The organism is Ralstonia sp. NFACC01 (assembly GCF_900115545.1).
Lineage (GTDB): Bacteria > Pseudomonadota > Gammaproteobacteria > Burkholderiales > Burkholderiaceae > Ralstonia > Ralstonia mojiangensis.
Map to the genome: position 1 here is coordinate 521,913 of NZ_FOWV01000003.1, position 24,839 is coordinate 546,751.

Annotated in this window: 26 protein-coding genes, 1 tRNA gene and 1 riboswitch; of the genes, 4 read left to right on the forward strand and 23 right to left on the reverse strand. The window is 62.0% G+C overall.

Annotated features, from left to right (window positions below; genetic code table 11):
- Positions 1 to 129: 129 nt before the first annotated feature.
- The 17 genes from BM136_RS10420 to ydfG all read right to left on the reverse strand — a co-directional run bounded on the left by BM136_RS10420 (position 130) and on the right by ydfG (position 14,441).
- The gene (locus tag BM136_RS10420) at positions 130 to 615 is read right to left on the reverse strand and encodes a nucleoside 2-deoxyribosyltransferase (protein ID WP_092971756.1); all 486 of its coding nucleotides are present in this window, start codon (positions 613 to 615) and stop codon (positions 130 to 132) included.
- Positions 612 to 1,676 (reverse strand): LacI family DNA-binding transcriptional regulator, encoded by a 1,065-nt coding sequence (locus BM136_RS10425; protein WP_092971757.1) that lies wholly within the window; start codon positions 1,674 to 1,676, stop codon positions 612 to 614. The genes BM136_RS10420 and BM136_RS10425 overlap by 4 nt, the downstream gene beginning before the upstream one ends.
- A gap of 90 nt (positions 1,677 to 1,766) precedes the next feature.
- Positions 1,767 to 2,741 (reverse strand): NAD(P)-dependent oxidoreductase, encoded by a 975-nt coding sequence (locus BM136_RS10430; protein ID WP_092971758.1) that lies wholly within the window; start codon positions 2,739 to 2,741, stop codon positions 1,767 to 1,769.
- 4 nt (positions 2,742 to 2,745) lie between these two features.
- A complete protein-coding gene (locus BM136_RS10435) occupies positions 2,746 to 4,026 on the reverse strand; it encodes an MFS transporter (protein WP_092971759.1) in 1,281 nt (426 codons plus the stop codon).
- A 59-nt stretch (positions 4,027 to 4,085) separates the two neighbouring features.
- The gene (locus BM136_RS10440) at positions 4,086 to 5,075 is read right to left on the reverse strand and encodes a sugar kinase (protein ID WP_092971760.1); all 990 of its coding nucleotides are present in this window, start codon (positions 5,073 to 5,075) and stop codon (positions 4,086 to 4,088) included.
- 29 nt (positions 5,076 to 5,104) lie between these two features.
- Positions 5,105 to 5,875: a sugar phosphate isomerase/epimerase family protein gene (locus BM136_RS10445; protein ID WP_092971761.1), complete on the reverse strand. Its 771-nt coding sequence runs from the start codon at positions 5,873 to 5,875 to the stop codon at positions 5,105 to 5,107.
- A 273-nt stretch (positions 5,876 to 6,148) separates the two neighbouring features.
- Positions 6,149 to 6,224, reverse strand: a tRNA-Lys gene (locus tag BM136_RS10450).
- Between the two features lie 52 nt (positions 6,225 to 6,276).
- Entirely contained in the window at positions 6,277 to 7,392 is a 1,116-nt protein-coding gene (locus BM136_RS10455) for a YeeE/YedE family protein (protein ID WP_092971762.1), read from the reverse strand.
- Between the two features lie 6 nt (positions 7,393 to 7,398).
- Positions 7,399 to 8,073, reverse strand: coding sequence for a 7-cyano-7-deazaguanine synthase QueC (gene queC, locus BM136_RS10460; protein WP_092971763.1), 675 nt, complete (start codon positions 8,071 to 8,073; stop codon positions 7,399 to 7,401).
- Positions 8,074 to 8,235: 162 nt separating this feature from the next.
- Positions 8,236 to 9,021, reverse strand: a complete 786-nt coding sequence (ybgF, locus tag BM136_RS10465; protein WP_092971764.1) for a tol-pal system protein YbgF — start codon at positions 9,019 to 9,021, stop codon at positions 8,236 to 8,238.
- 68 nt (positions 9,022 to 9,089) lie between these two features.
- Positions 9,090 to 9,611 carry a peptidoglycan-associated lipoprotein Pal gene (gene pal / locus BM136_RS10470; RefSeq protein WP_004629508.1) on the reverse strand — a complete coding sequence of 174 codons (522 nt, stop codon included), beginning with the start codon at positions 9,609 to 9,611 and terminating at the stop codon, positions 9,090 to 9,092.
- Between the two features lie 29 nt (positions 9,612 to 9,640).
- Entirely contained in the window at positions 9,641 to 10,945 is a 1,305-nt protein-coding gene (gene tolB, locus BM136_RS10475) for a Tol-Pal system beta propeller repeat protein TolB (RefSeq protein ID WP_092971765.1), read from the reverse strand.
- Between the two features lie 67 nt (positions 10,946 to 11,012).
- Positions 11,013 to 12,041: a cell envelope integrity protein TolA gene (tolA, locus tag BM136_RS10480; protein ID WP_092971766.1), complete on the reverse strand. Its 1,029-nt coding sequence runs from the start codon at positions 12,039 to 12,041 to the stop codon at positions 11,013 to 11,015.
- Positions 12,042 to 12,078: 37 nt separating this feature from the next.
- A complete protein-coding gene (tolR, locus tag BM136_RS10485) occupies positions 12,079 to 12,513 on the reverse strand; it encodes a protein TolR (protein ID WP_092971767.1) in 435 nt (144 codons plus the stop codon).
- 12 nt (positions 12,514 to 12,525) lie between these two features.
- Positions 12,526 to 13,218 (reverse strand): protein TolQ, encoded by a 693-nt coding sequence (tolQ, locus tag BM136_RS10490; RefSeq protein WP_004629517.1) that lies wholly within the window; start codon positions 13,216 to 13,218, stop codon positions 12,526 to 12,528.
- Positions 13,215 to 13,619 (reverse strand): tol-pal system-associated acyl-CoA thioesterase, encoded by a 405-nt coding sequence (gene ybgC / locus BM136_RS10495; RefSeq protein ID WP_092971768.1) that lies wholly within the window; start codon positions 13,617 to 13,619, stop codon positions 13,215 to 13,217. Before ybgC ends, tolQ begins: the two co-directional genes overlap by 4 nt.
- Positions 13,620 to 13,688: 69 nt before the next feature.
- Complete coding sequence (ydfG, locus tag BM136_RS10500; RefSeq protein ID WP_092971769.1) at positions 13,689 to 14,441, reverse strand: bifunctional NADP-dependent 3-hydroxy acid dehydrogenase/3-hydroxypropionate dehydrogenase YdfG; 753 nt, start codon at positions 14,439 to 14,441, stop codon at positions 13,689 to 13,691.
- Positions 14,442 to 14,579: 138 nt separating this feature from the next.
- Positions 14,580 to 14,709, forward strand: a riboswitch (ZMP/ZTP riboswitch).
- Positions 14,710 to 14,843: 134 nt separating this feature from the next.
- Between ydfG and glyA the strand changes: the two genes are divergently transcribed.
- Both glyA and nrdR read left to right on the forward strand, forming a co-directional pair.
- Positions 14,844 to 16,091, forward strand: coding sequence for a serine hydroxymethyltransferase (glyA, locus tag BM136_RS10505; protein ID WP_027677962.1), 1,248 nt, complete (start codon positions 14,844 to 14,846; stop codon positions 16,089 to 16,091).
- A gap of 125 nt (positions 16,092 to 16,216) precedes the next feature.
- Positions 16,217 to 16,681 carry a transcriptional regulator NrdR gene (gene nrdR, locus BM136_RS10510; RefSeq protein WP_004629525.1) on the forward strand — a complete coding sequence of 155 codons (465 nt, stop codon included), beginning with the start codon at positions 16,217 to 16,219 and terminating at the stop codon, positions 16,679 to 16,681.
- Positions 16,682 to 16,715: 34 nt separating this feature from the next.
- Here nrdR and BM136_RS10515 read toward each other — a convergent pair whose 3' ends face one another.
- From BM136_RS10515 to BM136_RS10540, 6 genes are read right to left on the reverse strand one after another with little or no spacing between them, the layout of a single operon-like run.
- Positions 16,716 to 17,195, reverse strand: a complete 480-nt coding sequence (locus BM136_RS10515; RefSeq protein ID WP_092971893.1) for a type IV pilin protein — start codon at positions 17,193 to 17,195, stop codon at positions 16,716 to 16,718.
- A 2-nt stretch (positions 17,196 to 17,197) separates the two neighbouring features.
- The gene (locus BM136_RS10520) at positions 17,198 to 20,623 is read right to left on the reverse strand and encodes a pilus assembly protein (protein WP_092971770.1); all 3,426 of its coding nucleotides are present in this window, start codon (positions 20,621 to 20,623) and stop codon (positions 17,198 to 17,200) included.
- A complete protein-coding gene (locus tag BM136_RS10525; protein ID WP_092971771.1) occupies positions 20,623 to 21,213 on the reverse strand; it encodes a pilus assembly PilX family protein in 591 nt (196 codons plus the stop codon). The genes BM136_RS10520 and BM136_RS10525 overlap by 1 nt, the downstream gene beginning before the upstream one ends.
- On the reverse strand, positions 21,210 to 21,953 hold the full coding sequence (locus BM136_RS10530; RefSeq protein ID WP_092971772.1) for a PilW family protein: 744 nt from the start codon (positions 21,951 to 21,953) through the stop codon (positions 21,210 to 21,212). Before BM136_RS10530 ends, BM136_RS10525 begins: the two co-directional genes overlap by 4 nt.
- On the reverse strand, positions 21,950 to 22,507 hold the full coding sequence (pilV, locus tag BM136_RS10535) for a type IV pilus modification protein PilV (protein ID WP_092971773.1): 558 nt from the start codon (positions 22,505 to 22,507) through the stop codon (positions 21,950 to 21,952). The genes BM136_RS10530 and pilV overlap by 4 nt, the downstream gene beginning before the upstream one ends.
- Positions 22,498 to 23,097 (reverse strand): GspH/FimT family pseudopilin, encoded by a 600-nt coding sequence (locus tag BM136_RS10540; RefSeq protein ID WP_254775649.1) that lies wholly within the window; start codon positions 23,095 to 23,097, stop codon positions 22,498 to 22,500. The genes pilV and BM136_RS10540 overlap by 10 nt, the downstream gene beginning before the upstream one ends.
- Before the next feature lie 574 nt (positions 23,098 to 23,671).
- On the opposite strand from BM136_RS10540, the gene BM136_RS10545 reads away from it, so the two are divergent.
- Entirely contained in the window at positions 23,672 to 23,863 is a 192-nt protein-coding gene (locus BM136_RS10545) for a prepilin-type N-terminal cleavage/methylation domain-containing protein (protein WP_092971775.1), read from the forward strand.
- A 1-nt stretch (position 23,864) separates the two neighbouring features.
- The gene (locus tag BM136_RS10550) at positions 23,865 to 24,794 is read left to right on the forward strand and encodes a PilW family protein (protein WP_092971776.1); all 930 of its coding nucleotides are present in this window, start codon (positions 23,865 to 23,867) and stop codon (positions 24,792 to 24,794) included.
- Positions 24,795 to 24,839: the final 45 nt, after the last annotated feature.

Here is a 24,839-nt window from a genome sequence, read left to right on the forward strand (position 1 = left end):
CGCGTTCAGCCGCCGACGGTGGCGCCAGGCAGGGTGCCTTCCACCGCATAGCAGTCGATGGGGCGGGCACTATACAGACCGTTCCGCCCCCCGAAGGAAGCAATCTGCATACGCATGTCGAGCGCACGACTATGCGTAGTGCACGCGCATGCGCTCCAGGCACGCGCGCACATCACCCACGACGAGGTGGCAGCTGCAAGCAATCATGAGGTTGCGCGGCAGGCCGAAATCTTCCACGGCCCAGCCGTCTGCATCGTTGCCGTTGGTGTTCGGCACCTGCCCCAAGAGTGGCACCGCCGGTACGTTGTAGCACCACACATCTTTGCCACGGGCGATGGCGTAGCCGATTTCAAAGCACGTGCCGGAATCGGGTTCATAGCCACGAAAGTCCGCTACGTTGGCAAGCACGGCGTCGGCGGAGTCGATCAGCGCGATGTTCTGGCGGTAGATTTCCGCGGCGGTCGCAGGGCCATCGGCCTGGGGCGCGATCGTGTTATCGAGCGGATACAGGCCGATGTAGCCGAACTCCGCACACAGCGTCTTGAGCGCTTCGCCATGCGCGATGGGATCAGGACGGAAAACGTCCGGCCCAGCAAGATACAGGCGCAACGTCATGATGCCTGCTCCACCGAGCGCACCGTCGAAGCACGTTCGACCAGCGTACCCGGGAGCAACACGACTCGGGCATCGCCGCTCACACCTTCGATGCGTTCATGCACGAATTCGACCGCCTTGTAACCGATGTCGTATGTCGGTTGCCGGATCGTGGTGATGCCGATCAACTCCGCCCACTCCGGATCATCGATCGACAGCAGCGCCGCCCGCTCCTGCCAAGCTGTGCCAAATCGCGTGCGCAGATGCCGCGCGACGACCAGCGCAACCGGCGCGTTGGCAACAAACAGCGCCAGTCGTTTTCCGCTCCGCTGGTGCACCGCCTCGATGCGTGCATCGATCTCTGCCAGCGCACGCTCGACTGAGGCCGGGTCGTTCAGGTCCAACACCACAGCCGGCTCCGCTGGCTGGCCTCGCGCTGCCATCGTCTCTCGGAAGGCGAGTTCGCGCTCACGCCGCGAACTGACCTGCTCGAACGGCTGCACGATGAACTGGATGCAATCGAAACCTTGATCCAGCAAATGCTGCACCCCCAACCTGACGGCGTCGCGGTTATCGAGGCCCACCAGGTCAGCGTCGAACCCTTCGACCGTGCGATCCACCAGCACGGCGGGAATACCGCCGCCCCGCAGCGGACGCAACACGGCCTCTTCTGCACCGAGCGCGTTGACGATCAGCCCCTCGACCCGGTACGTCGTCAGCAACTGGACGAACCGGCGCTCCATCTCGATCTCGTTTGCGGCATGGCAGATGAGCGGCATGTAGCCAAGCGCATGGCAGGCCGCCTCCACGCCTTGCAGCACTTCGATCGTATAAGGATTGGTCAGATCGGCCACCAGCATACCGAGCAGGCGATTGCGCCCGCGCTTGAGGCCGCGTGCCATCTGGTTGGGCCGGTAGTTCAACCGCTGGATGGCGGCTTCGATGCGCTGTCGCAAATCGTCGGACAGGACTTGTGTCTCGCCATTCAGATAGCGGGACACGCTGGTCTTGCCGGTTCCCGCTTCGCGGGCTACGTCGGTGATAGTCGCAGGGCGCGAGGAGGAGGATGGGAAATCAGTCACGATGCGCTTCAGAACGGGCCGTCGGCGCGGGGGCCGGAGCCGGAGCCGGAGCCGGAGTGCGAGGATCATAGCGCAATCCCCACGCCCCGCTCATGAGCCGCGGGCCCGCTCCAGCACCTGCGGATTCACGAGGTTCTCACGCAACGTTCCAGCCAGCGCCCTGACCAGGTTGTCGGCCGCGCAGCGGGCCATTGCGTGTCGTGTCTCGTGCGTTGCAGAGCCGATATGGGGCAGTGCCACCACGTTCTTCATCGCCAGCAATGGCGAGTCGGCGGGCAGCGGCTCCTGCTCGAACACGTCCAACCCCGCGCCGCGGATCGTGCCGTTGCGCAATGCATGGATGAGCGCTGCCTCGTCAACGACGGGCCCACGCGATGCATTGATCAGGATCGCACTGTGTTTCATTTTCGCCAGTTCCGCCGCGCCGATCAGGTGCTGCGTTTCGGGCGTTAGCGGCACCTGCAGGCAAACAAAATCGGCTTCGGCCAACAACGTGTCGAGCGTCACACGGCGCGCGCCGTACTGTGCTTCGGCTTCCGGATGCGGATTCCGGTTCGTGTAGAGCACATGCATCCGGAACCCGAGCGCTGCGCGGCGCGCCAATGCCGCACCGATCCGACCCAGCCCGACGATGCCGATCGTCTTGCCCTGGACGTCCGTGCCGTAAAGTTCTGGCCCGATGCTGCGCTGCCAATTCCCGGCCCTGACCCACTCGGCAAGCTCCACGACACGCCGCGCCGACGCGAGAATCAGCGAAAACACGGTATCGGCGGTCGACTCGGTCAACACATCAGGTGTATGCGCCAGTGCAATGCCTCGGCGCGTGAGATCAGGCACGTCGAAATTGTCATAGCCGACCGAGATCGTGGACCACGCCTTGAGCCGTGGCGCGCAGTCGAGCATCTGAGGCGTGATCTTCAGGCTCGCACCGATCGCGCCGTCGGCGTTGGCAAGCGCCTCGGTCAACGCCGCAGCACCGTCGACCTGCACGAGTTCGACATGCTGGCGCAACTGGGCGGCCACATCATCGGGCAACGGCTTGTACGCAACGACAAGAGGTTTCATCGGCTCACTTTCCAGGCATGGGGTGGGCGAGCGCGTAAGCATCACGCGGTTGCGGCTTGACGCAGAGCGTGAGGATCACGGCGGCCAACAGCGCCGCGCTCATGAATGCGTAAGATGCCAGCGGCGAGCCCGTGGCACCGTTGAGGTAGCCCACGAAGTACGAACCGACAAACGAACCGAGGGCGCCCATGCTGTTGATCAGCGCCATCGCGCCACCCGCGACGTTCTTCGGCAGCAACTCCGGCACGATCGCGAAAAACGGGCCGTACGGCGCATACATCGCCGCGCCGGCAATGACGAGCAGCGCGTACGACATCCAGAAATGCGTGGACCCAAGCCCATACGATGCAGCGAACGCCGCCGCGCCCACCAGCAGGAACGGCCAAACGAAGCCGCGCCGCGAGCCCAACTTGTCGGATGCCCACGACGCAGCGAGCATCGCGATGGTGGCCGCAAGATATGGCAGCGCCGACAGCCAGCCCGTCTCGACCATGCCAAGCGACGAGCCGTTCTTCACGATCGATGGCAGCCACAGCACGAAGCCATAGACGCCGATGCTCCAGCAGAAGTACTGCGCGCACAGCTTGATCACGACAGGCGAGCGGAATGCCTCGCTATAGTTGCGCATCGGCTTGATGGCCGCCTGCTCCGCCGCCAAAGCCTGTTCCAGGTCGCGCTTTTCCTGTGTGCTCAGCCACGATGCCTGCGCGGGCTTGTCCTGCACCAGACACCACCAGCACACGGCCCAGATGATGGCGGGCACGCCCTCCGCGATGAACATGTGGCGCCAGCCAAACTCGCGCACGAGGTAACCCGATACCACCGACATCCACAGCACCGTCACGGGATTGCCGAGGATCAGAAACGTATTCGCGCGCGAGCGTTCTTGCTTGGTAAACCAGTTGCTGATGTAGATCAGCATTGCCGGCATGACGGCCGCCTCGACCACGCCCAGCACAAACCGAATCGCCAGCAGCGAGGGAATGTCACTTACGACACCCGTCAGCGCGGCGCACAAGCCCCATAACACGAGGCTGATGAACACCAGCTTCTTCACGCTCCGGCGCTCGGCATAGATGGCGCCCGGAATCTGGAAGAAAAAGTAGCCAAGGAAGAACAGCGCACCGATCAACGACGACAGACCCTGGCTGATCCCCAGATCGTGATTGATGCCGGCCGCCGCCGCGAAACCATAGTTGGCGCGGTCGAGGTAGGCCAGGCTGTAGGTGATAAAGACGATCGGCATGATCATCCACCAGCGCCGCGCCGCGAGTTGCGTTGCCATGGTCGTGTCTCCTTTGATGGTTTGCGTCGCCCGCGAGGGACGGCAGTCGAAGCGCTGCGTTACACGCTGGAAATGGGTTCCGGCACGCGCATCATGCGAGCCGGTCGCTCAAGCACATTGAGCTCGGCGCGAGTCGGCAGGCCTTCGGAATCTCCGATCACCTGGATTGCCAGCGCGCCAATACGGTTGCCGCGCGCCACGGCCAACCCGGGGGACTGCCCTTCAAGCAGCGCGCTGACAACGCCCACTGCAAAACCGTCACCCGCGCCCACCGTATCGACGACGCGCTCCACGCGCACGCCGTCGGCGATGCCTTCTGCGCCGTCGGCGGTCCGGTAGTACGCGCCGGCAGCACCCAGCTTGATGGCAACACCACGGGCACCTTGATCGAGATAGAAGCGCGCGATATCGGACGGGCTGTCATAGCCGGTCAGTTGCTGCCCCTCGGCCAAGCCGGGCAGCACCCAATCGGAAAGCGCCGCCAGCGCGTTCAGCGTGCTCACCATCTTCGCAGCGGACGGCCACAGCGTTGGGCGCAGATTCGGATCGAACGAGATCGAGCCACCGGCCGCGCGCACCTCTCGCGCGAGGTGGAACGCAAATTCACACGACGACGCCGAAATGGCGGGGGCCACACCCGTGAGATGCAGATGGCGAGCGCCGAGCACATAGTCGGCCACATAGTCGGCGGGGGAGAGGCGGCTGGCGGCCGAGCCTTTACGGAAGTACTCGACACGCGGATCACTACCGTCGTCGGCCCGTGACTTCAGTTGGAAGCCGGTCGGAAACTGCGGGTCCACCGCCACACATGAGGCATCTATCCGTTCGCGTGCCAGTGTTTCCAGCACGTATTCGCCAAACGAGTCCTGCCCCACCCGGCTCACATAGCCGACGCGAAAACCCAGCCGGCTCAAGCCGATGGCCACGTTCAGATCGGCACCCGCAATGCGCTTGGTGAACTGCGTGGCGTGCGCGAGCGGCCCAGGCGCCGTCGCCACGAACATCGCCATGGCTTCGCCGTAGGTGATGACATCCAACATCTGTGACATGCGTAAGCTCCTTTGATGTCGAGCCACAGTCAGGCGGCCTTGAGCCACGTGACATGCCGATGCGCATCGACAGCGAGATCGACCGCGTCGAACGGAAATTCGATGCCGCGCGGAACATCACCCGGCAATGCCGCCAGCACGGCGGCGAACCGCGCATCGTTGCCCGCGGGCGCCACCGCAAAACGGCGTGCTCCCTCGCCCGCGACGCTTTTGCAATGGATGTATTCAACGTACGGAGCTAAGGCCCGTGCGCACGCCAGCGGCACTTCGCCCGACCATTCCCAGTTGCCGATGTCGAACGTCATGCCCAGCATGTCCGCCACGCCCGCCCCTTCCAATGCGTCGAACAAACCTCGAAACTGCGCCAGCGAGCCGCCCACGGCCTGTTGACCGTTCTCAACCAGCGCCCGTGCGCGCCAGCCTTGCAGCAGTTGGGCCAGCACGCCTGCTGAGGCATCGCCTGAAAAACCGCCAAGCTGAAACTTCACGATGCGCGCGCCCAGACTTTGCGCTTCGAGCAGCGCGCCCCGGATAGCGACCGCGTCCAGAGCACCGTCGTTCGTGTACAGCGTGGCCGGCGTCGAATAGACCGCCCAGAGACCATGCGCGGCAATCAGCCGACCCAAGGCAGCGAGAAGCGTTGTCGATACCGTCCCATCGAGCCCCGCGGGCAACAGTTCACGCCGCACTTCGAAACCGGCTGCACCCACCGACGCGGCTACGGGAACATAAGCGTGATGCCCCTGCTCAAGCACCTGAGCGGCGCCAAACGCGCTTGCCACGATCACGATATCTGCCATTTGTGCACTTTTCTCTGCATGGAACCGGTTCCAATAGAGGATATGGTGGTGGTTGGTAGCTATGAGCGCTATAGAGGAAATCCCTAGCGGCGCCGGCAGAATGCGACGCGCCGGCCATATGACCGGCCGTAATCAAGGGGATGCGCTAAGGGAAAATCGCAGCGTGCTATCGATGTGGGGAGCTGCGTCCACGCAGAGCGCGAGGAGATGAAGTTGGCCGGGAGGACAACCAAACAAAAAGGGCCGACAGTTGCCTGTCAGCCCTTCGAATTTTGGTGGGTCCTGCGGGATTCGAACCCGCGACCAATAGATTAAAAGTCTACTGCTCTACCGACTGAGCTAAAGACCCCAAAGACCGCGATTATAGGAAGATATCGGCGATTCTGTCAACGCCCATCAGATCAAACCAGACGCTCCATCCGCCACATCTGATAGCGGAACGCCAGCACCGCGCCGATCACGATCCCGGCCAGCGCGATGAACGAGCCAATTGCCAGCGTCGACACGCCCGACAGCCCCTGCCCGATCGTGCAACCGAGCGCCGTGACGCCGCCAATGCCCATCAGGACGCCGCCAATGATGTGGTTGCCCGTGTCCTCGGCATTGGCAAAGCCCTCCCAGCGGAACGAGCGCGTGCCCAGTGCCACCGCCGCCGAGCCGGCAATCACGCCCAACACGCTCACGATGCCGACTGTCAGCACCTTCGACGTATCGCTGAAGAACATCAGCCACTCCAGCGTGTACGACACCGGCGCCACGAAGCTCAGCGCTTCCATGCGGCCGCTGTTGGTCGCCACGAACGCTTCCTGCAGCGTGTTCGGATCTTCCTGTACGTAACCGAGATGCCCCGACACGTACCACATGCCGACGATGATGAGGCCAACGCCGATGCCTCCCAGCAGGTTGTCACCGGTGCGGAAATCGCGCGCGAGTAGCGCCCACAGCGACAGCGCCCCGCCGATCACCAGTGCCAGCACCAGACGCAGCATGCGCACATCGGCAGAGAACGCGTGGCCCAGCACGCTCGGTAGATCCTGCGACGTCGGCAGCGCAATGGCTACGCTGTCCACCGTGGCCACACGCACCACGCCAAAGACGCCCTTGAGCGTCATGTACGCCGCCAGCCCCAGAAACACAAAGACGACGACCGACTTCAGATTGCCGCCGCCAATGCGCACCAGCGTCTTGCTGCCGCAGCCCGAGCCCAGCACCATGCCGAAACCGAAGAGCAGGCCGCCCACCAGCGACGACAGCCAAAGCAGCTTGCTCGCCGTGTAGATCGTCTTGCTCGTATCGATCAGGCCAAGCCAGCTCAGGCAGCCCGTGCCGATCATGGCCACGCCGATGGCCAGCGCCCACATGCGCAGCCTGTTCCAGTCGCCGATATTGACGACGTCGGACACCGCGCCCATCGTGCAGAAGTGCGTGCGCTGAAGGATCGCGCCAAACACAAACGTAAGCGCAAACGTGGCCCACAGCACCGTGTGGGACAACGCGTTGAGGTCAATATCGGGCATGGTTCGTCAGGCGTAGCGGGTGGGGTCGGGCACGCCAGCGGCGTCAAACCCGGCCTTGCGGATGCGGCACGAATCGCACACGCCGCACGCGCGGCCGTCGTCGTCGGCCTTGTAGCACGACACGGTCAGGCCGTAGTCCACGCCCAGCCGCACGCCGGCCTGGATGATTTCCGCCTTGGTCATGTTGATGATGGGTGCGTTCACGCGGATGCGCTCGCCTTCCACGCCGGCCTTCGTCGCCAGATTGGCTAGCGCTTCATAGGCGGCAACGTATTCGGGACGGCAATCCGGATAGCCGGAGTAGTCCACGGCATTCGCGCCAAAGAACAGGTCACGTGCGCCCATCGCCTCGGCCCAGCCGAGCGCCAGCGACAGCATGATCGTGTTGCGCGCCGGCACATACGTGATCGGGATGCCCGATTGCGCACCGTCGGTCGGCACGTCAAGCGCATCGTCCGTCAACGCCGAGCCACCGAACTTACGCAAGTCCAAATCGACGATTTCATGGCGCACTGCGCCCAGCGTCGCCGCCACTTTCTTGGCCGCTTCCAACTCGGACGAGTGGCGTTGGCCGTAACGCATCGACAGCGCGTAAGTCTCAAAGCCGTCGGCATTGGCCATGGCGAGCACGGTGGCAGAGTCCAGCCCGCCGGAGAGCAGGACGATGGCGCGTTTTTTCATGGGTGAAGCCTTGCAAAGCAAATCGGGAAGGCCCGCATTTTAGCGTGCCGCCGCCCAGCTTGCGCCCGACGCGGCATATGCCCGCCATTCGGCGCCCCATGAAAAACGCCCGCCGGTGCAGCCACGGGCGGGCGCTGGTCCACATGCTGGGCGGCTTGCCGATCAGCGCATCGTCTTCAGACGGCTTTGGGCGGTCTTGGCCTGCTCGGTACCGGGATACTGCGAGGCCACCGTTTCGAGCGTCTTGCGTGCAGCCGCCTTCTGGCCCGACTCGCCTTGGTTGGTCGCCACCTGCAGCAGCGCATCGGGCGCCTTCGGATGCTGCGGATTAGTGCGGGCCATGTTCTCCAGCACGTAGCTCGAGCCCTTGTAGTCGCGCTGCGCATAGAGCGCGTTGCCCAGCCAGAACTGCGCCAGCGGCAGATACGGGCTTTGCGGATACTTCTTCACGAACGCCGAGAACTGATTGCCCGCGCCCTTGAAGTCGCCGCCCTGGAACGCCTTGAGCGCAGCATCGTATTCCGGCTTCTCGTTCGGCTGGACCATGCCTTCGCGACCATCCACCGTTGCTTGCTGCGGCTCGAACTTCTTCAGGCGCGCATCTAGGTCAGAGTAGTAATCCTTTTGTTGCTTGGTCAGCGTATCGACGCTGTTCTGCAACACTTCGTTCTGCCCGCGCAGGCGCGCCACTTCGGATTTGAGCGTCTCGATCTGGTTTTGTGCGTCGATCAGGTTCTTGCTGTTCTGATCGATGCGCTGGGCCGCCGTCGACTGGAAGTTGTTGAACTTGTCGCGCATGTCGATGATGGCGCGGCGCGCCTCATCGTCGTCAAACACCCCCGCTGCCGCCGGGCCGGCCATGGTGAGGGCGCCACCCGCGACGAGCGTCGCCATCAGGATGGCCCGACGCGTGGCCCCATAAGCGCGCTGTTTCATCATCGTATTCATGTGATTGCCAACGTAAGAACGCCGGCCGCAACCTCGCAGCCGGCGCGTTCCACTTCAAACCATACCGATTAGTAGACGATGTCGGCGCGGCGGTTCTGTGCCCACGAGTCTTCGTCGTGGCCGGTCGCTTGCGGCTTTTCCTTGCCCAGGCTCACGGCTTCCATCTGGCTGTCAGGCACGCCCATGGACGACAGGGCGCGACGCACGGCCTCGGCACGCTTCTGGCCCAGTGCGAGGTTGTATTCGCTGGTGCCGCGCTCGTCGGTGTTGCCCTGGATCAGGACCTTACGCTGGTTGTGCGACTGTAGGTAGCGCGAGTGCTGGCCCAGGAGGCCTTGGTACTCCGACTTGACCGAGTAGCTGTCGAAATCGAAGTAAATGCTGCGCTTGGCCAGCGGGCTGTTCGGGTCGGTCAGTTCGTCGCGGCCCACGTCCACCGGGGTCACCGTACGGGCATCAGCGCCCGTGCCAGCAGCACCGCCCGTACCGTTCTTGGCGGTGTCATCGAGCTTCACGCCCGAGCTGCAAGCGCCCAGGGCCAGCAGCGCGGCAATGGCTGCGAGTTTGATCATGGTTTGGGACTTCGACATGTCCGATTTCTCCTAGTGGAACAGCTTCGTTATTGCATGAAAGGACCCCACGCCGGCTCACGAACTTCGCCGGCCTGGAGGGAAAGAACCTGACGCGTACGGCCATCGGTCGACACCGCGGCCAACACCGATTTGCCGCCAACGCGCGTGGCATACAGGATGAACTTGCCGTTGGCCGCAAAGCTCGGCGATTCGTCGTTCGAGGTGTCCGTCAGCGCGTTCACATCGCCGTTGGACAAGTCCTGCGTGTACAGGCGGAAGGCACCCCCCACGCGCGAGATGTACGCGAGCAGCTTGCCGTCCGGCGACACACGCGGGCTCGTGTTGTAGCTGCCCTTGAACGTCACGCGTTGCGCACCGCCCGACTCCTCTCCGTCAACCGACATGCGATAGATCTGCGGAGCACCACCACGGTCGCTCGTAAAGTAGATATAACGGCCATCCGGCGAGAACGACGGCTCGGTATCGATCGCGCTGCTGCGGCTCAGGCGGCGCAGGCCCGAGCCATCGGCGTTGACCAGGTAGACCTGCGTATTGCCATCGCGCGAGAGCGACACCGCCACGTGGCGGCCATCCGGCGACCAAGCCGGCGCCGAGTTGTTGCCCTTCTGGTTCGAAATGACCGTGCGGCGGCCTGCCACCAGGTCATGCACGTACACCACCGGCTTCTTGCTCTCGAACGACACATACGCGACCTTGGTGCCGTCCGGCGACCACGACGGCGAAATGATCGGCTCATTGCTCGTCAACGCGATCTGCGGGTTGGCGCCGTCCGAATCGGAAATCTGCAGCTGGAACCGGCGGCCGACCTTGGACACGTACGACAGGCGCGTCGCAAAAACGCCGCGCTCGCCAATCAGCTTCTGATAGATGTAATCGGCAATTTCGTGTGCAGCCAGGCGCAATTGGCCAGGGCCACGCGTAAGCGACAGGCCGCCCAGGCTTTCGCCCTTTGCGGTGTCGTACAGGCGGAAGCGGATTTCGTAGCGATCGCCGTTGCGGGTCACGGTGCCGCCCACGAAGGCTGCGGCCCCCTTGGACTTCCAGGCACCCAGGTCAGGCGCCGGGCTTTCCGGCACGACCGCCCCGGCCACATCGACGTTTGAGAAGCGGCCGCTGCGCACCAGGTCTGCCCGGACGATGGCCGAGAGGTTTTGCGGAGCCTGTGCCTCGCCCTGGAAGTTGGCGATCGCGATCGGGTACTGGCTGGCGCCAACGCCCGAGATCTCCACGTTGAGCTGGGCATGGGCCACGCCGGCGCTTGCCGCGGTCAGCAACAACGCCTGCGCCGCGCGTCGAAACATCGGGATCCACATCGTTCGCATCATGTTCATCTTCCCTACTATCAAATCCGGAATCTGAGTACCGTCGGCCGGCGCCGCCTGCGCGAGCACCGACCCGTTATTCCTTTGGCCGGAACGTCAGGATGACGCTCGACGGCGCTTTGCCATTGGTATCGCGTGGCAGCGGGTCAGAACGCTCGACCGCGCGCATGACAGCCTCGTCATAGGCGCCGTTGCCGCTCGATTTGGTCAGGCGCTTGGACAAGATCGAACCGTCTGGCGCCATCTGCACCGACACGACCGCCGACGGGTTGCCATTGACGGCCGAAGGATCGAACAGGATGTTCGGCTTGACCTTGGCCCGCACACGCTCGGCATACCCTGCCGATGCTGTACCGCCCGTGCCCTGGGCATTGCCAACACCACCGCCGGAGCCCGCCACCGTGCCAGTCGCGCCCGCCCCCGCCATTGCGCGCAACCGATCCAGTTGGGCCTGACGCTGTGCATTGGCACGCGATTCATTCGCCTTACGCTCGGCATCGGCCTTGGCCTTGGCTTCTGCGGCAGCCTTGGCTTTCAATTCCTTCTGCTTCGCTTCGGCTTCCGCCTTGGCCTTGGCTTCGGCCTGGGCTTGCAGTTGCGCATTCTTGCGAGCCTGCGCCGCGTCGGCAGCAGCCTTTTCAGCCGCTTTTTCCTTGGCCTGCTGTTCGGCCAAGGCCTTGCGTTGGAGTTCCGCCTGACGGGCTTGTTGCTCTTCCTTCAGACGGGCCTGACGCTGTGCTTCGGCGCGGTCTTGCGCGGCGCGCCGGGCGAGCTCGGCCTCACGGGCCGCCGCAGCCTCCTGCTCACGCTTGCGCTTCTGCTGCTCAAGCGCGATATCGGCTTCCTCTTCCACCTTGGCCGGCGGTGCTTTGATCACCGGTTCCGGCTTGACCTCAGGCACCGGGGCGGACTGCTGCACGGCCTGCTGAACCGCCGCCTCGTCCCACAACTCGGCCTCTTCGCCGCGCGGGGTGCTGCTCTGCCACTGCACGCCAAAGTACAGAAAGATGAGCAGCAGAATGTGTGTCAGGACCGCCAGCCCGAACGCGCGCAGCGTGCCGCGCTCGCGAACAGGCTCGTAACGGTGCAACGACGTCGTAGCCATGACGATCAGGTTGCCTCGCCCGGATTCTTCAACGTGCTCATGACGATTTCACCATCAGGCCGACGCGCTTCACGCCATCGCCCTTGAGCACGCTCATCACGGTCAGCACGCGGTCGTACTGGACCGACTTGTCGGCGGCAATCACGACGGGCTGATCGGGGTTTTCGTCAGTGCGCTGCTTCACAAATGCGCGCAGCTCGTTGTTGTTGGCGAGCTTCTGCTCGATTGCTCCCGAACCTGTTTTGACGCGAGCAAGGATCGTGCCGTCACCCTTGATGGTCACGACGATGGGTGGCTGGGTCTGCTGCGGCGTGGCGTTGGCCACCGACGGCAGATTGACCACCCCCGGGTTCACCACGGGCGCCGCCACCATGAAGATGACCAGCAGCACCAACATCACGTCGATGTACGGAACGACGTTGATGTCGGCCTTGGCCCGTCGGGCGCGGCGCGTTCGCTGGATGGTAGCCATGAGCGCGGCTCCTTAGCGCGTCTGGCGCTGGAGGATGTTCGAGAACTCTTCCATAAAGCTCTCGAAGCGGTTGGCCAGGCGGTCCATCTCGGTGGCGTAGCGGTTGTAGGCAATCACCGCCGGAATGGCCGCAAACAGGCCGATGGCCGTGGCGACCAGCGCTTCGGCAATACCAGGCGCCACGGCCGATAGCGTGGCCTGCTGCACGTTGGACAGGCCGCGGAAGGCGTTCATGATCCCCCATACGGTACCGAACAGGCCGATATACGGACTGACCGAGCCAACCGACGCCAGGAATGGCAGGTGAGATTCAAGCGAATCCATCTCGCGCTGGTAGGCCGCACGCATGGCACGGCGCGAGGCATCGAGAATGGCGCTCGGATCGCCGCCGCCGCGCTGCAGCTCGCGCGCCTTGAGGTATTCGCGCATGCCGGCTTCAAAGATGCGCTCCAGCGCACCGGTCGTGTGGCGGTTGTTGGCAGCGCTCTGATACAGCGCCTGCAGGTCGCCGCCGGCCCAGAAATCGCGCTCGAACGATTCGGTCTGGCTGCGCGCGGCGCGCAAGGCAAAGGCTTTGCGGAAGATGTACGTCCAGGAGAACAGCGACATCACCAGCAGCAGGCCCATGACGAATTGGACCAGGAGGCTGGCGTGCAGCACCAGCGAGACGATCGACAGATCTTGTGTGACCTCGACGGGATTCATGCGGCGGCTTTGATGGTTGCGAGTACGGGAGCGGGAATCGGGGTCGGCCGGAAAGTGAGCCGGTCTACACATCCAACACGAATCGTGCCTGATGCGAGCAAAACGTCGCCGCGCCAGCCTTCTTGGGCGAATTGGACCGACGCGGAGCCGACCCGTTCCATACGCGAACGGATCTGCAGCAGGTCATCCAGGCGTGCTGGCGCGCGGTAGTCCACGGCGGTGCTACGCACCACGAAAATGGCCCCGGTCGTGTCGGCCAGCGCCTGCTGGTCGACCCCCAGTGCGCGCAGCCACTCAGTGCGTGCGCGCTCAAAAAATTTCAAATAGTTGGCGTAAAACACCACGCCACCCGCGTCGGTATCTTCCCAATACACACGCAGGTTCCAGTCAAAAGAAGCCATCGGGTAATTTTACCAACACGCAAGTGACGGCCAGCCATCCACCGACCGGCCGAGGGCTTGCGCTGGAATTCAGGCCATGCCTCGCGTCACGCTGGTGGCCGAGAATGACTGGCAAACGGGCATCAGCTCCATCGCGTTGACATTGAAGTGCGCGGGAAGCGCCGCCATCCAGTAGACGGCCTCGGCGATGTCGTCGGCGGTCAACGCTTCCGTGCCCTCGTAGACCTTCTCCACGCGGGCATCGTCGCCCTTGAAACGCACGTTGGAAAACTCCGTACCGGAGCAAAGGCCTGGCTCGACGTTCGATACACGTACGCGGGTACCGGTCAGGTCTGCACGCAAATTCAACGAAAACTGGCGCACGAACGCTTTGGTAGCGCCATACACGTTGCCGCCCGGGTACGGGTACGTCCCGGCGATCGAGCCAATATTGATGATGTGACCACGATTGCGTTCGACCATGGCCGGAAGCAACGCACGCGTCATATGCACCAGCCCGGAGCAATTGGTGCCGATCATGCGGTCCCAATCGGTCAGGTCAGCACGCTGGGCGGGTTCGAGGCCCAGCGCCAGACCGGCGTTGTTGACCAGCACGTCGACTTCGCGCCACCCCTCGGGCAGCGTACCCGGCAGCGCAGCAACGGCGTCGGCATCCAGCACGTCCAGCACGAACGGCAGCACGGCGTCGCCCAATTCAGCCTTGAGCGCATCAAGGCGGTCCTGGCGGCGGCCTGCCGCGATCACACGATGGCCTTCTCGCACAAAACGCCGCGCGATGGCCGCGCCGAACCCAGCCGTTGCGCCGGTCACGAATACGATCATGGAAGTGTCTCCGGGCCTGAAAAAACGAAAGGTCAGAGTTTACCTGAAGCGTTGTGTGGTATTGCACCGCAATGTGCGCGTCGGCACGCCCGCTTCTTGCAGCGGCCATGGGGCTGTCGTACACTCGCGGGCAACCATTCCACCTTGCGCGACTGGCGAATCCTGAAGCTGCTTTGAGCGGCTTCGACATGTGGGCAGCGACCACGAGGAAGCGCAAGGTTTCTGGCGTCATGCACAACGGCGCCTGCCGCTCGCCTGGGCAGCGAATGGGAAGCACAGGGTGACTTGGACACCCGCTGCAATCGGCCAACCCCGAGCGCAGTCGTTCAAGCCGCGCGCATGTTTCCCCACGCCTCGCCCGATCTCCGCCATTTCCGTTTCGTTTCAGACCAGACACTCGCCATGTTCGAACGCAGCCGCTATACGATCGACCAGATCGATCCCGAAATCTTTGCCGCCATCCAGAAGGAAAATCAGCGTCAGGAAGACCACATCGAGCTAATTGCCTCCGAGAACTACACCTCCCCGGCCGTGATGGCCGCGCAGGGCTCGCAACTGACCAACAAGTACGCCGAGGGCTATCCCGGCAAGCGTTACTACGGCGGTTGCGAATATGTGGACGTGGTGGAACAGCTCGCCATCGACCGCGTGAAGCAGCTCTTTGGCGCGGAAGCCGCCAACGTGCAGCCGAACTCGGGCTCGCAGGCCAACCAGGGCGTGTTCTTCGCCGTGCTCAAGCCGGGCGACACGATCATGGGCATGAGCCTGGCCGAAGGCGGCCACCTGACGCACGGCATGGCGCTCAACATGAGCGGCAAGTGGTTCAACGTTGTGAGCTACGGCCTGAACGCGCAGGAAGACATCGATTACGACGCGCTCGAAGCCCTGGCGCAAGAGAAGAAGCCGAAGCTGATCATCGCGGGCGCATCGGCATTTGCGCTGCGCATCGATTTCGAGCGCATCGGCAAGATCGCCAAGTCGATCGGCGCGTACTTCATGGTGGACATGGCGCACTACGCCGGCCTGATCGCCGCTGGTGTGTACCCGAACCCGGTGCCGCACGCAGACTTTGTCACGACGACCACGCACAAGAGCCTGCGCGGCCCGCGCGGCGGCGTGATCCTGATGAAGGCTGAACACGAAAAGGCCATCAACTCGGCGATCTTCCCGGGTATCCAGGGCGGCCCGCTGATGCACGTGATCGCCGGCAAGGCAGTGGCGTTCAAGGAAGCCCTGTCGCCGGAGTTCAAGGCTTATCAGCAACAGGTCGTGAAAAACGCTGCCGCCATGGCCGAAACGCTGATGGCCCGTGGCCTGCGTATCGTGTCGGGCCGCACCGAAAGCCACGTGATGCTGGTCGATCTGCGCGCCAAGAAAATCACCGGTAAGGAAGCTGAGAAGGTGCTGGGTGACGCACACATCACCGTCAATAAGAACGCGATTCCGAATGACCCGGAAAAGCCGTTCGTGACGTCGGGCGTGCGCCTGGGTTCGCCGGCCATGACCACGCGTGGCTTTAAGGAAGCGGAGGCCGTGAAGGTCGCCCACCTGATCGCCGATGTGCTGGACAATCCGCACGACGAAGCGAACATCGCCGCCGTGCGCGCCAAGGTGGCCGAGCTGACCAAGCAGTTCCCGGTCTACGCCTAAGGCATCCGCCGATGGCCGGATCTTCCGGCCACGTAGTACCCTGCCGCGATGCGCCTGCCCAGGCCATCGCGGCGTTGTTCTTTTAGCGCAGTGCGTTCTTTGAGGTTGCCGAGGAGACCACCGGCATGAAATGCCCCTTTTGCGGCCACGCGGCCACCCAGGTGATTGATACCCGCATGTCGGAAGAAGGCGACACCGTGCGCCGCCGCCGTCGTTGCGAATCCTGCGACCGCCGCTTCACGACCTACGAACGTATCGAGCTGTTCTTTCCGGCCGTCGTCAAAAAGAACGGCAGCCGCGTCGACTATGACCGCAACAAGGTCAAGGATTCCATGCGGCTGGCGCTGCGCAAGCGCCCCGTATCCGCCGAGGCCATCGACGAGGCCATCGCCCGCATCGAAGAAAAACTCCTCAGCCACGGCGAGAAGGAAATCGGCAGTGACCGCGTGGGCGAGCTCGTGATGCGCGAACTCAAGCGGCTGGACAAGATCGGGTACATCCGGTTTGCGTCGGTGTATCGGAGTTTTGAGGATCTGGCAGAGTTTCGGGACGTGTTGGATGAGGTTGCGGCGACGAATGTGCGGAAATAGAAAAGGGCCCAGATGGGCCCTTTCTTGTTTTCTGTTACCAACACTGTGCTGACGTGGTACCCGCAGCCATGTTGGCGTTGCCTTGCACGCCGAGTTGGTTGATGGTGTATGTCCCACACGCATCGGCCGTCTGCGGACTGACCGGAACAGCGGAAGCGGAATAGCCGGGCGCTGCAGCACCACTCGCGCCGGCCGTGCCCGTTACCGCAACATTGAGCTGATAGTACGACTGCGTGCCAGACTGAATGGCGAACGGAAAACTCGCCGCCGCATAGCCGAGTGAAGCGGGTGACGCAGCGTAGTTATTCTGCAGCGTAAAAAACCGCTCCTGACGCACTGCCAAATCCAGCAGTGCGGTCTTCGCGTCTGCCCGGTGCGATTTGAGGATGTATTGCTGGTACGACGGATAGGCAATACGGGCCAGGATGGCGATGATCGCTACCGTGATCATCAATTCCATCAGTGAGAAACCGCCTTCGCTACGCGACAGGGCAGACGTTGCATTTCGGCTCATCATTAGCGTAGCTTGGTCCAAGTCATGCGCGAGCCGACACCAGCTGCGCTCGGGTTGATCTGGTTCACAGTACCTGTTCCGCTCACAGTTTGCTGCACCAGATACGGCAGCTTGTTGGCGGTCACGATAGACGGTGTGCCGGTACCACTCAAACCGATACCGCTGACAATGCCGCCGTTGAGAGTCGGGAAGTTATTGTTGTTGTCACCGAAGAACGAGGCAGTGCCCGCCCCACCCGATGCGACAGAGATCGCCATGGTGTAGCCAGACGCAGGCGTCGAGGTACAGGACAAAACCTGTTGGGTTCCTGGCACCGTAGTGTTGACGATGAACATGCCATAGGCCAGCGTTGGGTTATAAACCACCTGCTCATAGTTGGTGACCGCGCTCGAACCAGAGCCCGTGGTGGTGCTTGGCAACGCGAGCTTCCAGCCGAACTGGGTATTGGCAGTACTGCTGGTGCCACACGTTGTCGAACCCACCCAGCACACCTTGTTGTTGCTCACAGTCCGGTACGACGGCGTCGTGCCCGAGCTGACCGAGGTGTTCGTAATGCTCTGCGTCTGCAGAGTCGACGCAGTCACTGTCTGCGGGCCCGTCAGAGTTGCATAAACCTCAGCCGCCGGTGCGATCGCGTTCCAAGCGTTCATGTTCCAGTCCCAGACACCATACAGAGACTGCGCAGTGTTGCTGGAATAGGCGGCAGCGCTGGTCTGCGTTACGGGGAAAGCCTGACCCGTGCCGAAGCTGACGAGCACACGCGGCGCGCCCGTGCCGCTACCCGGGATGGCGGCGACCGCCACCTTGCTGGTAATCGGTTGACCGGCCGGCGTTGAGAACAGCGGCGCGCTGGAAACGCTCCACGATGCAGGATTTTGCGACGTCAGATCGAAACGCCAGACGTTGCCGAACGCATCGCCTGCGTACACGTAGTCGGTAATGTGGTCGCCATCAAGATCCGCTGGCGTTACATAGGCGATGCCGTTCTTGTTGTTCGCTTTCAGGGGGTCCTTGCTCGGACCGTAGCCAGTGTCGAGGTAGTAGAAGGATGTGGTTCCATCGCTTGCCACCAGCATGATGTACAGACCTGCGCCACCGCTCGAGCTATTCAAACCATTTCCGAACAGCACCGCCCAATTGCCATTGTGGAGACGCCGGATCACTGGGGTCCCGTAGGTGTTACCAAGATAGCTGGCACAACCGGCGACGTTGGTGCACTTGAGGTTGGCGGACGACCATTCGCCGATAACCAGCGAGCTGGCGTTGCTCTCACTAAAGTTCGCGGGATTAGTGATATCAAGGGCATAAAGAGCGCCCGTGCCTACGCTCGTGTTGTCCGCAATCGCCCCGGCGGCATTGCCACCACCACCCAGCCCACCGACCAGCCACGTATGCCAGGCATTGTTGTAGTAAAGCTCGCCTGTACCGGGAGTCGCATCCACATACAGATTGTGGGCATACGACGGGGAGCTGAAATCCAGTTTGCCGTTGGTGTTGTAGATGGTGTTCAGGGCCGCCGCCGGCATGTAGGCAAGAACTTCCTTCCCGTCGTTCGGTGTCGTCGCCGTGGTGAACTTGCCGTTGGCATCGTAGCCCCCAGCACGGAAACCATGCAGCATGCCGTCATTGGCGCCCACGTACACAACATTGGCACGCTGAGCATTATTGGTCTTGAAGACGGCATAGCTACCGGCAGGTTCGGACGGTGTTGCCGACGAGTAAAGAGAATCCACCCAAGGCCCGGTATACGGTGCCGATGGCGCACCGACCCAGGTCGGGCTGGAATTCATAATGTCGCCCATCACGCCAGTACGGGAGCGGAATGACCCACCATTGGCGACTTCATTGGTGCGATCACCGCGCAAATAAGCCTGGCGAGGGCTGCTTGCACCACTGGCTGAGGCGCTGTCTAACGCAGACTTTTGCGCAGACGTAAGGTTTGACCATTGGAACGGAATGCCGCTGGTGCCATTCCACGTCAAAATGTTCCGCGCTGACGGGGCCTGCGCCGTCACAGTCGACGTAGAGCTGATAGCCGGGCATGCCCCGCCGGTCAGGGTGCAACTGGCATTCCAGTTGGCATTGGTCGCGATGGAGACAATGCCCGTGGTCGGGTCCATCACTAGGTTCTGCGCGGTCAGCTCCCCCCACCAGTTCGTCGGATGGTAGTAGGCCAGATACACCTGCGTCCCAGCCTCCACGCGAGCCGATTGCTGCACGTTGGTACCCGCCGAACTGTTCGCCTGCCCGACTGGCGCAGCCTTGAAACAAGTAATTTCGTGCACGTTGCTGCCCCCGCCCGTACCGGCTGAGAAGCCGAAGCGGAATGACGCAGGCAACGGCCCATTCGACGCGGTAATGCTCTGGTTTGTGATCACAGGCTGGGCCGTGCCGCCATTCACGCTATATGAGAGGCTCAGCAGACCGTCTTGCGTGATGCTCAGCGCGTAGGTGATGGGCGTCGCGTTCCCGCGCACCGCCTTGCTTCCGCCGGCCGAGTTTTTCCCAGCAGCCTCCTGGCTGTACAGGGTCACGTTGCTGCCAAGCGTATCGCCCGAAATGTAGTTGTAGTTGTAGGTCAGCTTGTCGTTGGTTTTAGCGCCATTTTTGATGCTGGCGCCGGTCGAGTCTGTCTGCGTCGTGCCACTAAAGTTATAGAGATTGCCTGCAGCACAGGTTTTTTGCACGGCGCTCATCTGCGACGTCGCATTTAGGCCGGAAGGATAGTACTTGGGGTAAGTCGCCGACAGGTTCGCCCAGTTGGTATTGCCCGCGCCTCGCAAGCTGATGCGATTGGGGATCGCGCCGACACCAGAGTTCGTGTTGTCCCCGGCGTTCGAAAAGTTGCCAAACTCGTCGATCCCCAGGCCGATATAACCACCCTGTACACCGTCGTACGTGGGGTTGCCGTTGGAACAGCTGTAACCGAGACTCCCCCCCAGCGCACCGACTGTCGCCGGTTTTGAGCCGTCGGCGAGAAAAAAGCTGATACCGTCCGCCCCAGACGCTTGGCCTGCGGCATTGTTGTAAGCGTTACCGCCGTAGGTCACCGTAGTGAACGTCACCTGAAGACCTTGATTGGTCGGGAAGGTGAAGTTAGAGACCACGGCACCCGTCTGGTTGTTACCGTTGCTACCGTTGGCAGTCGTATCACCGTTGGTCAAACGTAGAGCGCCCGAACCTACTGCATCCGGGAGCGTACCAGTGACACCGCCCACCAGGGTCGTACCACTGTAATAGCTGAGACCCGAACACGCCGGAATTGTGCCGCTGCCATTGCCCGCAGTCAGGCAGGCACCATTAAGGGCCTTCCAATTATACGAAGACGAGGCGCCCGTCAACGTGTCGCTGATCACCAACTGCGCCCTGGCAACCCCCGGCAGCAGCGCAGCGGTTGCCAGCAAACCCACCCGTTGAATTGTTTTCATCACTGTTGTCCCAGATCTTTGGCGCCAGAACTGATGCGATAGGTGCTCTGCACCACTGCTGCTGTCGTCGCATCACCGCCAAAGCCATAGGCGGTGACTTGGTAAAGCTGTGCGAGCCCGTTCGGGCTCATACCGATGTAGTTGATGTACAAGCCTGGGACACCTGCGTAGTTGATATCCCCCGCCGGAGAGCTCGCACCGGCCATGCCTCCCCCGCCATTCGCCGTCATGGAAGGCGGCAGATAGGTTGAACCAACGCCCCACGGCAAAGTGGAAGGAGACGCCAGAGCGGTGTTGCACACCCGCATATTCGCAAGCGTGTTGCCGTTGTTTACACCCGAGCACGCGATGCCACTCGAGCCGTTGCCCTGCCCCAGCCACCATTCGCCGTACTGAAGGGCGCTCTGTGCTGCCTCAAGGGCACGCTGCTTATCGCGCGTATTGGCCGCAATCTTCTCTTGCAAGCCAAAGCTACGAAACATGCCAATAGCAAACAGCGTGAGAACCACCAACAGCAGCAGTCCAACAACGAGGGTGTACCCGCGGTCGGCGCGATTTGGCAGCTTGGGAAAACGCATGGTGGTGCTCATGACTGATTCTTCAGGCTGATGTTCTGCACCCACGTTGTGCTCTGCGCCTGCCCAACTTGGTTACCAAACTGTGTCGAAAAAGTGAGCTTGACCTGAACGGTATGGACTTGCGACCAATAGCCGGACGCCGCCACCTGTGCGGCAGTCAGATAAGAATCGTCATAGCCGTTGGTGTTGGTATCGGTGCCATACAGTACGCTCAGTCCGGTGACCCCACTCACCAGCGGTACCGTGGTCGTTACACCGCTGGACACAAGCGTCATCGCGCATTGCAGTTCGTTGTTGGCATTGACGGACAACGTGTTGATGTAGACCTGCTGAGCGCCGCTCGTGTTGGTCTGGCCCAAGCAGTTCATGGTGCCGTCGCCGCTGGCAGTCGCAAACTGCGTTGTTACCGTATCGGTACCTGCAGTGGCACCCGACGTACCTGAAATCACCTGGCCGGCGGCCAGCGAGCCATTCGCCGGGAATGCCGATAGGGCCGTGTTGACTGTCGGGTTGGGGAAATACCCCGCCTGCTGTACAACATTGGTAAAGATGGTCAGCGCCAGTCGCTCATTGTCTTGCAACTGCGCAAGCTGATCCTGGCTCGTGAAGCTCTTCTGCATGTTCACGAATACAACCACCACGCCAGTCATGATGAACAGCGCGATGACCATGGCGATCAATATCTCGACTAGGCTTGTACCGCCCTGGTTGCGAGCCGGTCGCATCCGGTGAGTCATCGAATTGGCGCTCATGGCTGGACGTAGACCGTAAAGCTCTGGGTGGACGCCGTGACCACCCCAGACGCTGCCGTTGTGCTGTTGACCGCGACGTACTTTTCATTCCAGCTCACCGTGATATTGCAGCTCACTGGCACACCTGTTGCCGTCGTGCAGTTGACCGTGGCCGAATAGCCTGGGAAGTTCGCGTTCATCGTGCTGGCCCATTGCTGGACATCGTAAGCAGCCAATTGAGCCGGGGTGCAGGACTTCCCCGAAAGGCAAGCGCCCGCGGTCAGTGTCTGGTTCAACACATTCGAACTGTCTGTGATAGTCGTGCCCGTCACACTAAACGTCGCCGGGGCGGTACCTCCTGCAGCCCAGAAAGCGCTATTTCCGTGCATTGCCGCTGCCAGGCTTTCGGTCTGCAGCGCCACGAGCGAACGTACGCGCGAGATCTGCGTATTGCCCACTGCCGCCGCCTGAATTTTCGCCAAACCCAACAGGCCTACGCCGACCACCACCATCGTGATAAGCGCCTCAATCAACGAAAAACCGGCGGCTTCACGGCGCTTCATACTCAGTTGCATGAGCCGGACCCCTTCGTCTGTACGACTTGCCGACCGACAATGTTGATCGCCACGCAACGGGTCGCACTGTCATTCACAGGCGCCGCGGTATGCAACGTCATCGTGACAGTGCCATTGGCCAAATTGGTCGCGAAGCCATCGCGGTTATATGTCACCGCTGAAGCCGCCGGACTCGGCCTAAACGTATCGCCGCTCGGAAGAGCGGCACGCACACGCAGCGGTACATCGTTGGTGGAATCCGTCGTACCTGAGCCGTTGACATCATTGAAGACGATCCAGCCGACTTCCCAATTACTCGTATTGGTCGTGTTGCATGCGGTGCCGTTGGATGACGGACAAAGGCTCACCGGCTGTCCACGCTTGATCGCCTCGCTGCGGGCGAATTGCAGATCATTCACCAGAGAATTGGCTTCGGCCTGCAACCGCGTCCGCTGTGTCAGCCCGACATACGATGGTGTCGCGATTACCGCAAGAACCGCTACGATCGCCAGCGTCACCATCAGTTCAACCAGCGAGATGCCTCGGATGCGGTTCGAACGAATGCAACCGGCGCGCCCCCGCACGCCGCTTTCCCCATTCGGGTACGACATATCTGTATCAATTTGGCTGTGACACGACACGTTGTCAGCGCGAACGCCAACGACTTCGCCACGCCGCGTCCGTCGGCATTGAGACCAACGGTTGCGTGACGATTGAAATTGATGCGCGGTAAGGTGATTGCGGACCGCTGCCGCCATATCAGTCTAGGAAACGGCTGACTAGAAACCCGCATCGCCCAATGGGCGAAATCCCGTTAAGCATGACTCGAACCCCCGACTATTGTTTTATGCGGCAGTCACGACGCAATCGATTTCGCGCGCTGCCGATTCGAAACTGATTTGAGTTCTTCTACGCTGGCTCGCGTCCGACCCCCGTGAACGCGCCATCTGCTGGCCAAAAACGCCTAGGCAGATGCAACCCCGGAATAGTGGGGAATTAGTCAAAAAGTGTCAACAACCCCCTCCTTCAACCGCAAGATTGGGAAGGCGCATGTTGGCGAAAAACCAACGATCCGCCACATCACGGAATCCCGGACGCTCAATTCTCGAGAGGGTATTGACGAGATATGACAGTTATACGGCCCACTTCGCACTAACTTGAACGGCTGACCAGTACCAGCCGATCATGCCTGTCCGCCCGCACGTTACCCACCAACACGGCGTCATCCTGCTCGAGGCCCTTGTGGCCTTGGCCGTCCTCTCCCTGGCCGCTGCAGCCATGTTCCGCGCGCTCGATTATCTAGAGGCCTCCAGCCAAGCCGCCCGCGCGTTAGCAGCTGAGGCCCGCGCTCAAACCAACCAGATGGAAACCCGCTGAGATGCCGCGCCCGCTCCCACGGCATACGCGAGGCGCGTCGCTGGTCGAACTGTTGGTCGGCATGGTCATCGCCTTGATGGTGTTGGCAATCGCATTGCAATTAATGCTGATCGCCCGGGCACATTACCAGCGGTTGGCCGACGAAGCCCTCATTGAGGATCGCGGAATGCGTGCATTGGAGTTGATTGGCAAGGCGGTACGCCAAGCGGGGTGGATTACTGACACGCCCACCGCTTCCGCCGTCCGTCGCTGGGCGGAGGCAACATCGCCATTGTCACTTGTCGGAGCGGACGACTGCGGCCAGCCAAAGAAAACTGTCGAACTGGAATGCGGTCCGCACGGAGTACAACACAGTGACGCATTGCTCGTCCGCTTCTCGGGCCGCAACCACCTGTCACCAACCCCCGACGAATCTGACGGCGCCACGCTGGACTGCGACAACTACGGCGTACGAGAGCGTGGTGGAACGGAAGCCGATCCGCGCTTGGGAAGCATGTTGCTGTTCATCTCCGTCAGCACTGACGCCGAGCAGGCTCCGCGACTCATGTGCCGATCCTTGTCACGCAACAGTGGCGATGCCCTTGTTGCGGTGAACGCGAGCGAAGTCGTACGTGGAGTCGAGACGCTACAACTGCTGTACACGCTTGCACCCACATCGCAAGCCGAAACCGTATCCGCGCGGACCATGGCGGCCACAGATTGGTACCGCGTAGAGCAAGTCCATGTTGCCATCGTGGTACGCGGCGACTGGTATTCGCTCAGACCGTCAACACCAGACAATATCGCCCTATTCCCCGCATTTGAGTCCGTACTAGGCGCAAGCCCAGAAGACCTGTCCTTCCAGCCTGAAGATCCGCGCCGTAACCGCGCCCTCTTCACCGCCACGTTCGCCGTACGCAACCCACTCCGCTGCGAGGTCGACGCATGCTGATCCAACAAACAAGCGTGCGCGGCTTCTCGATCATCGCAGTGACAG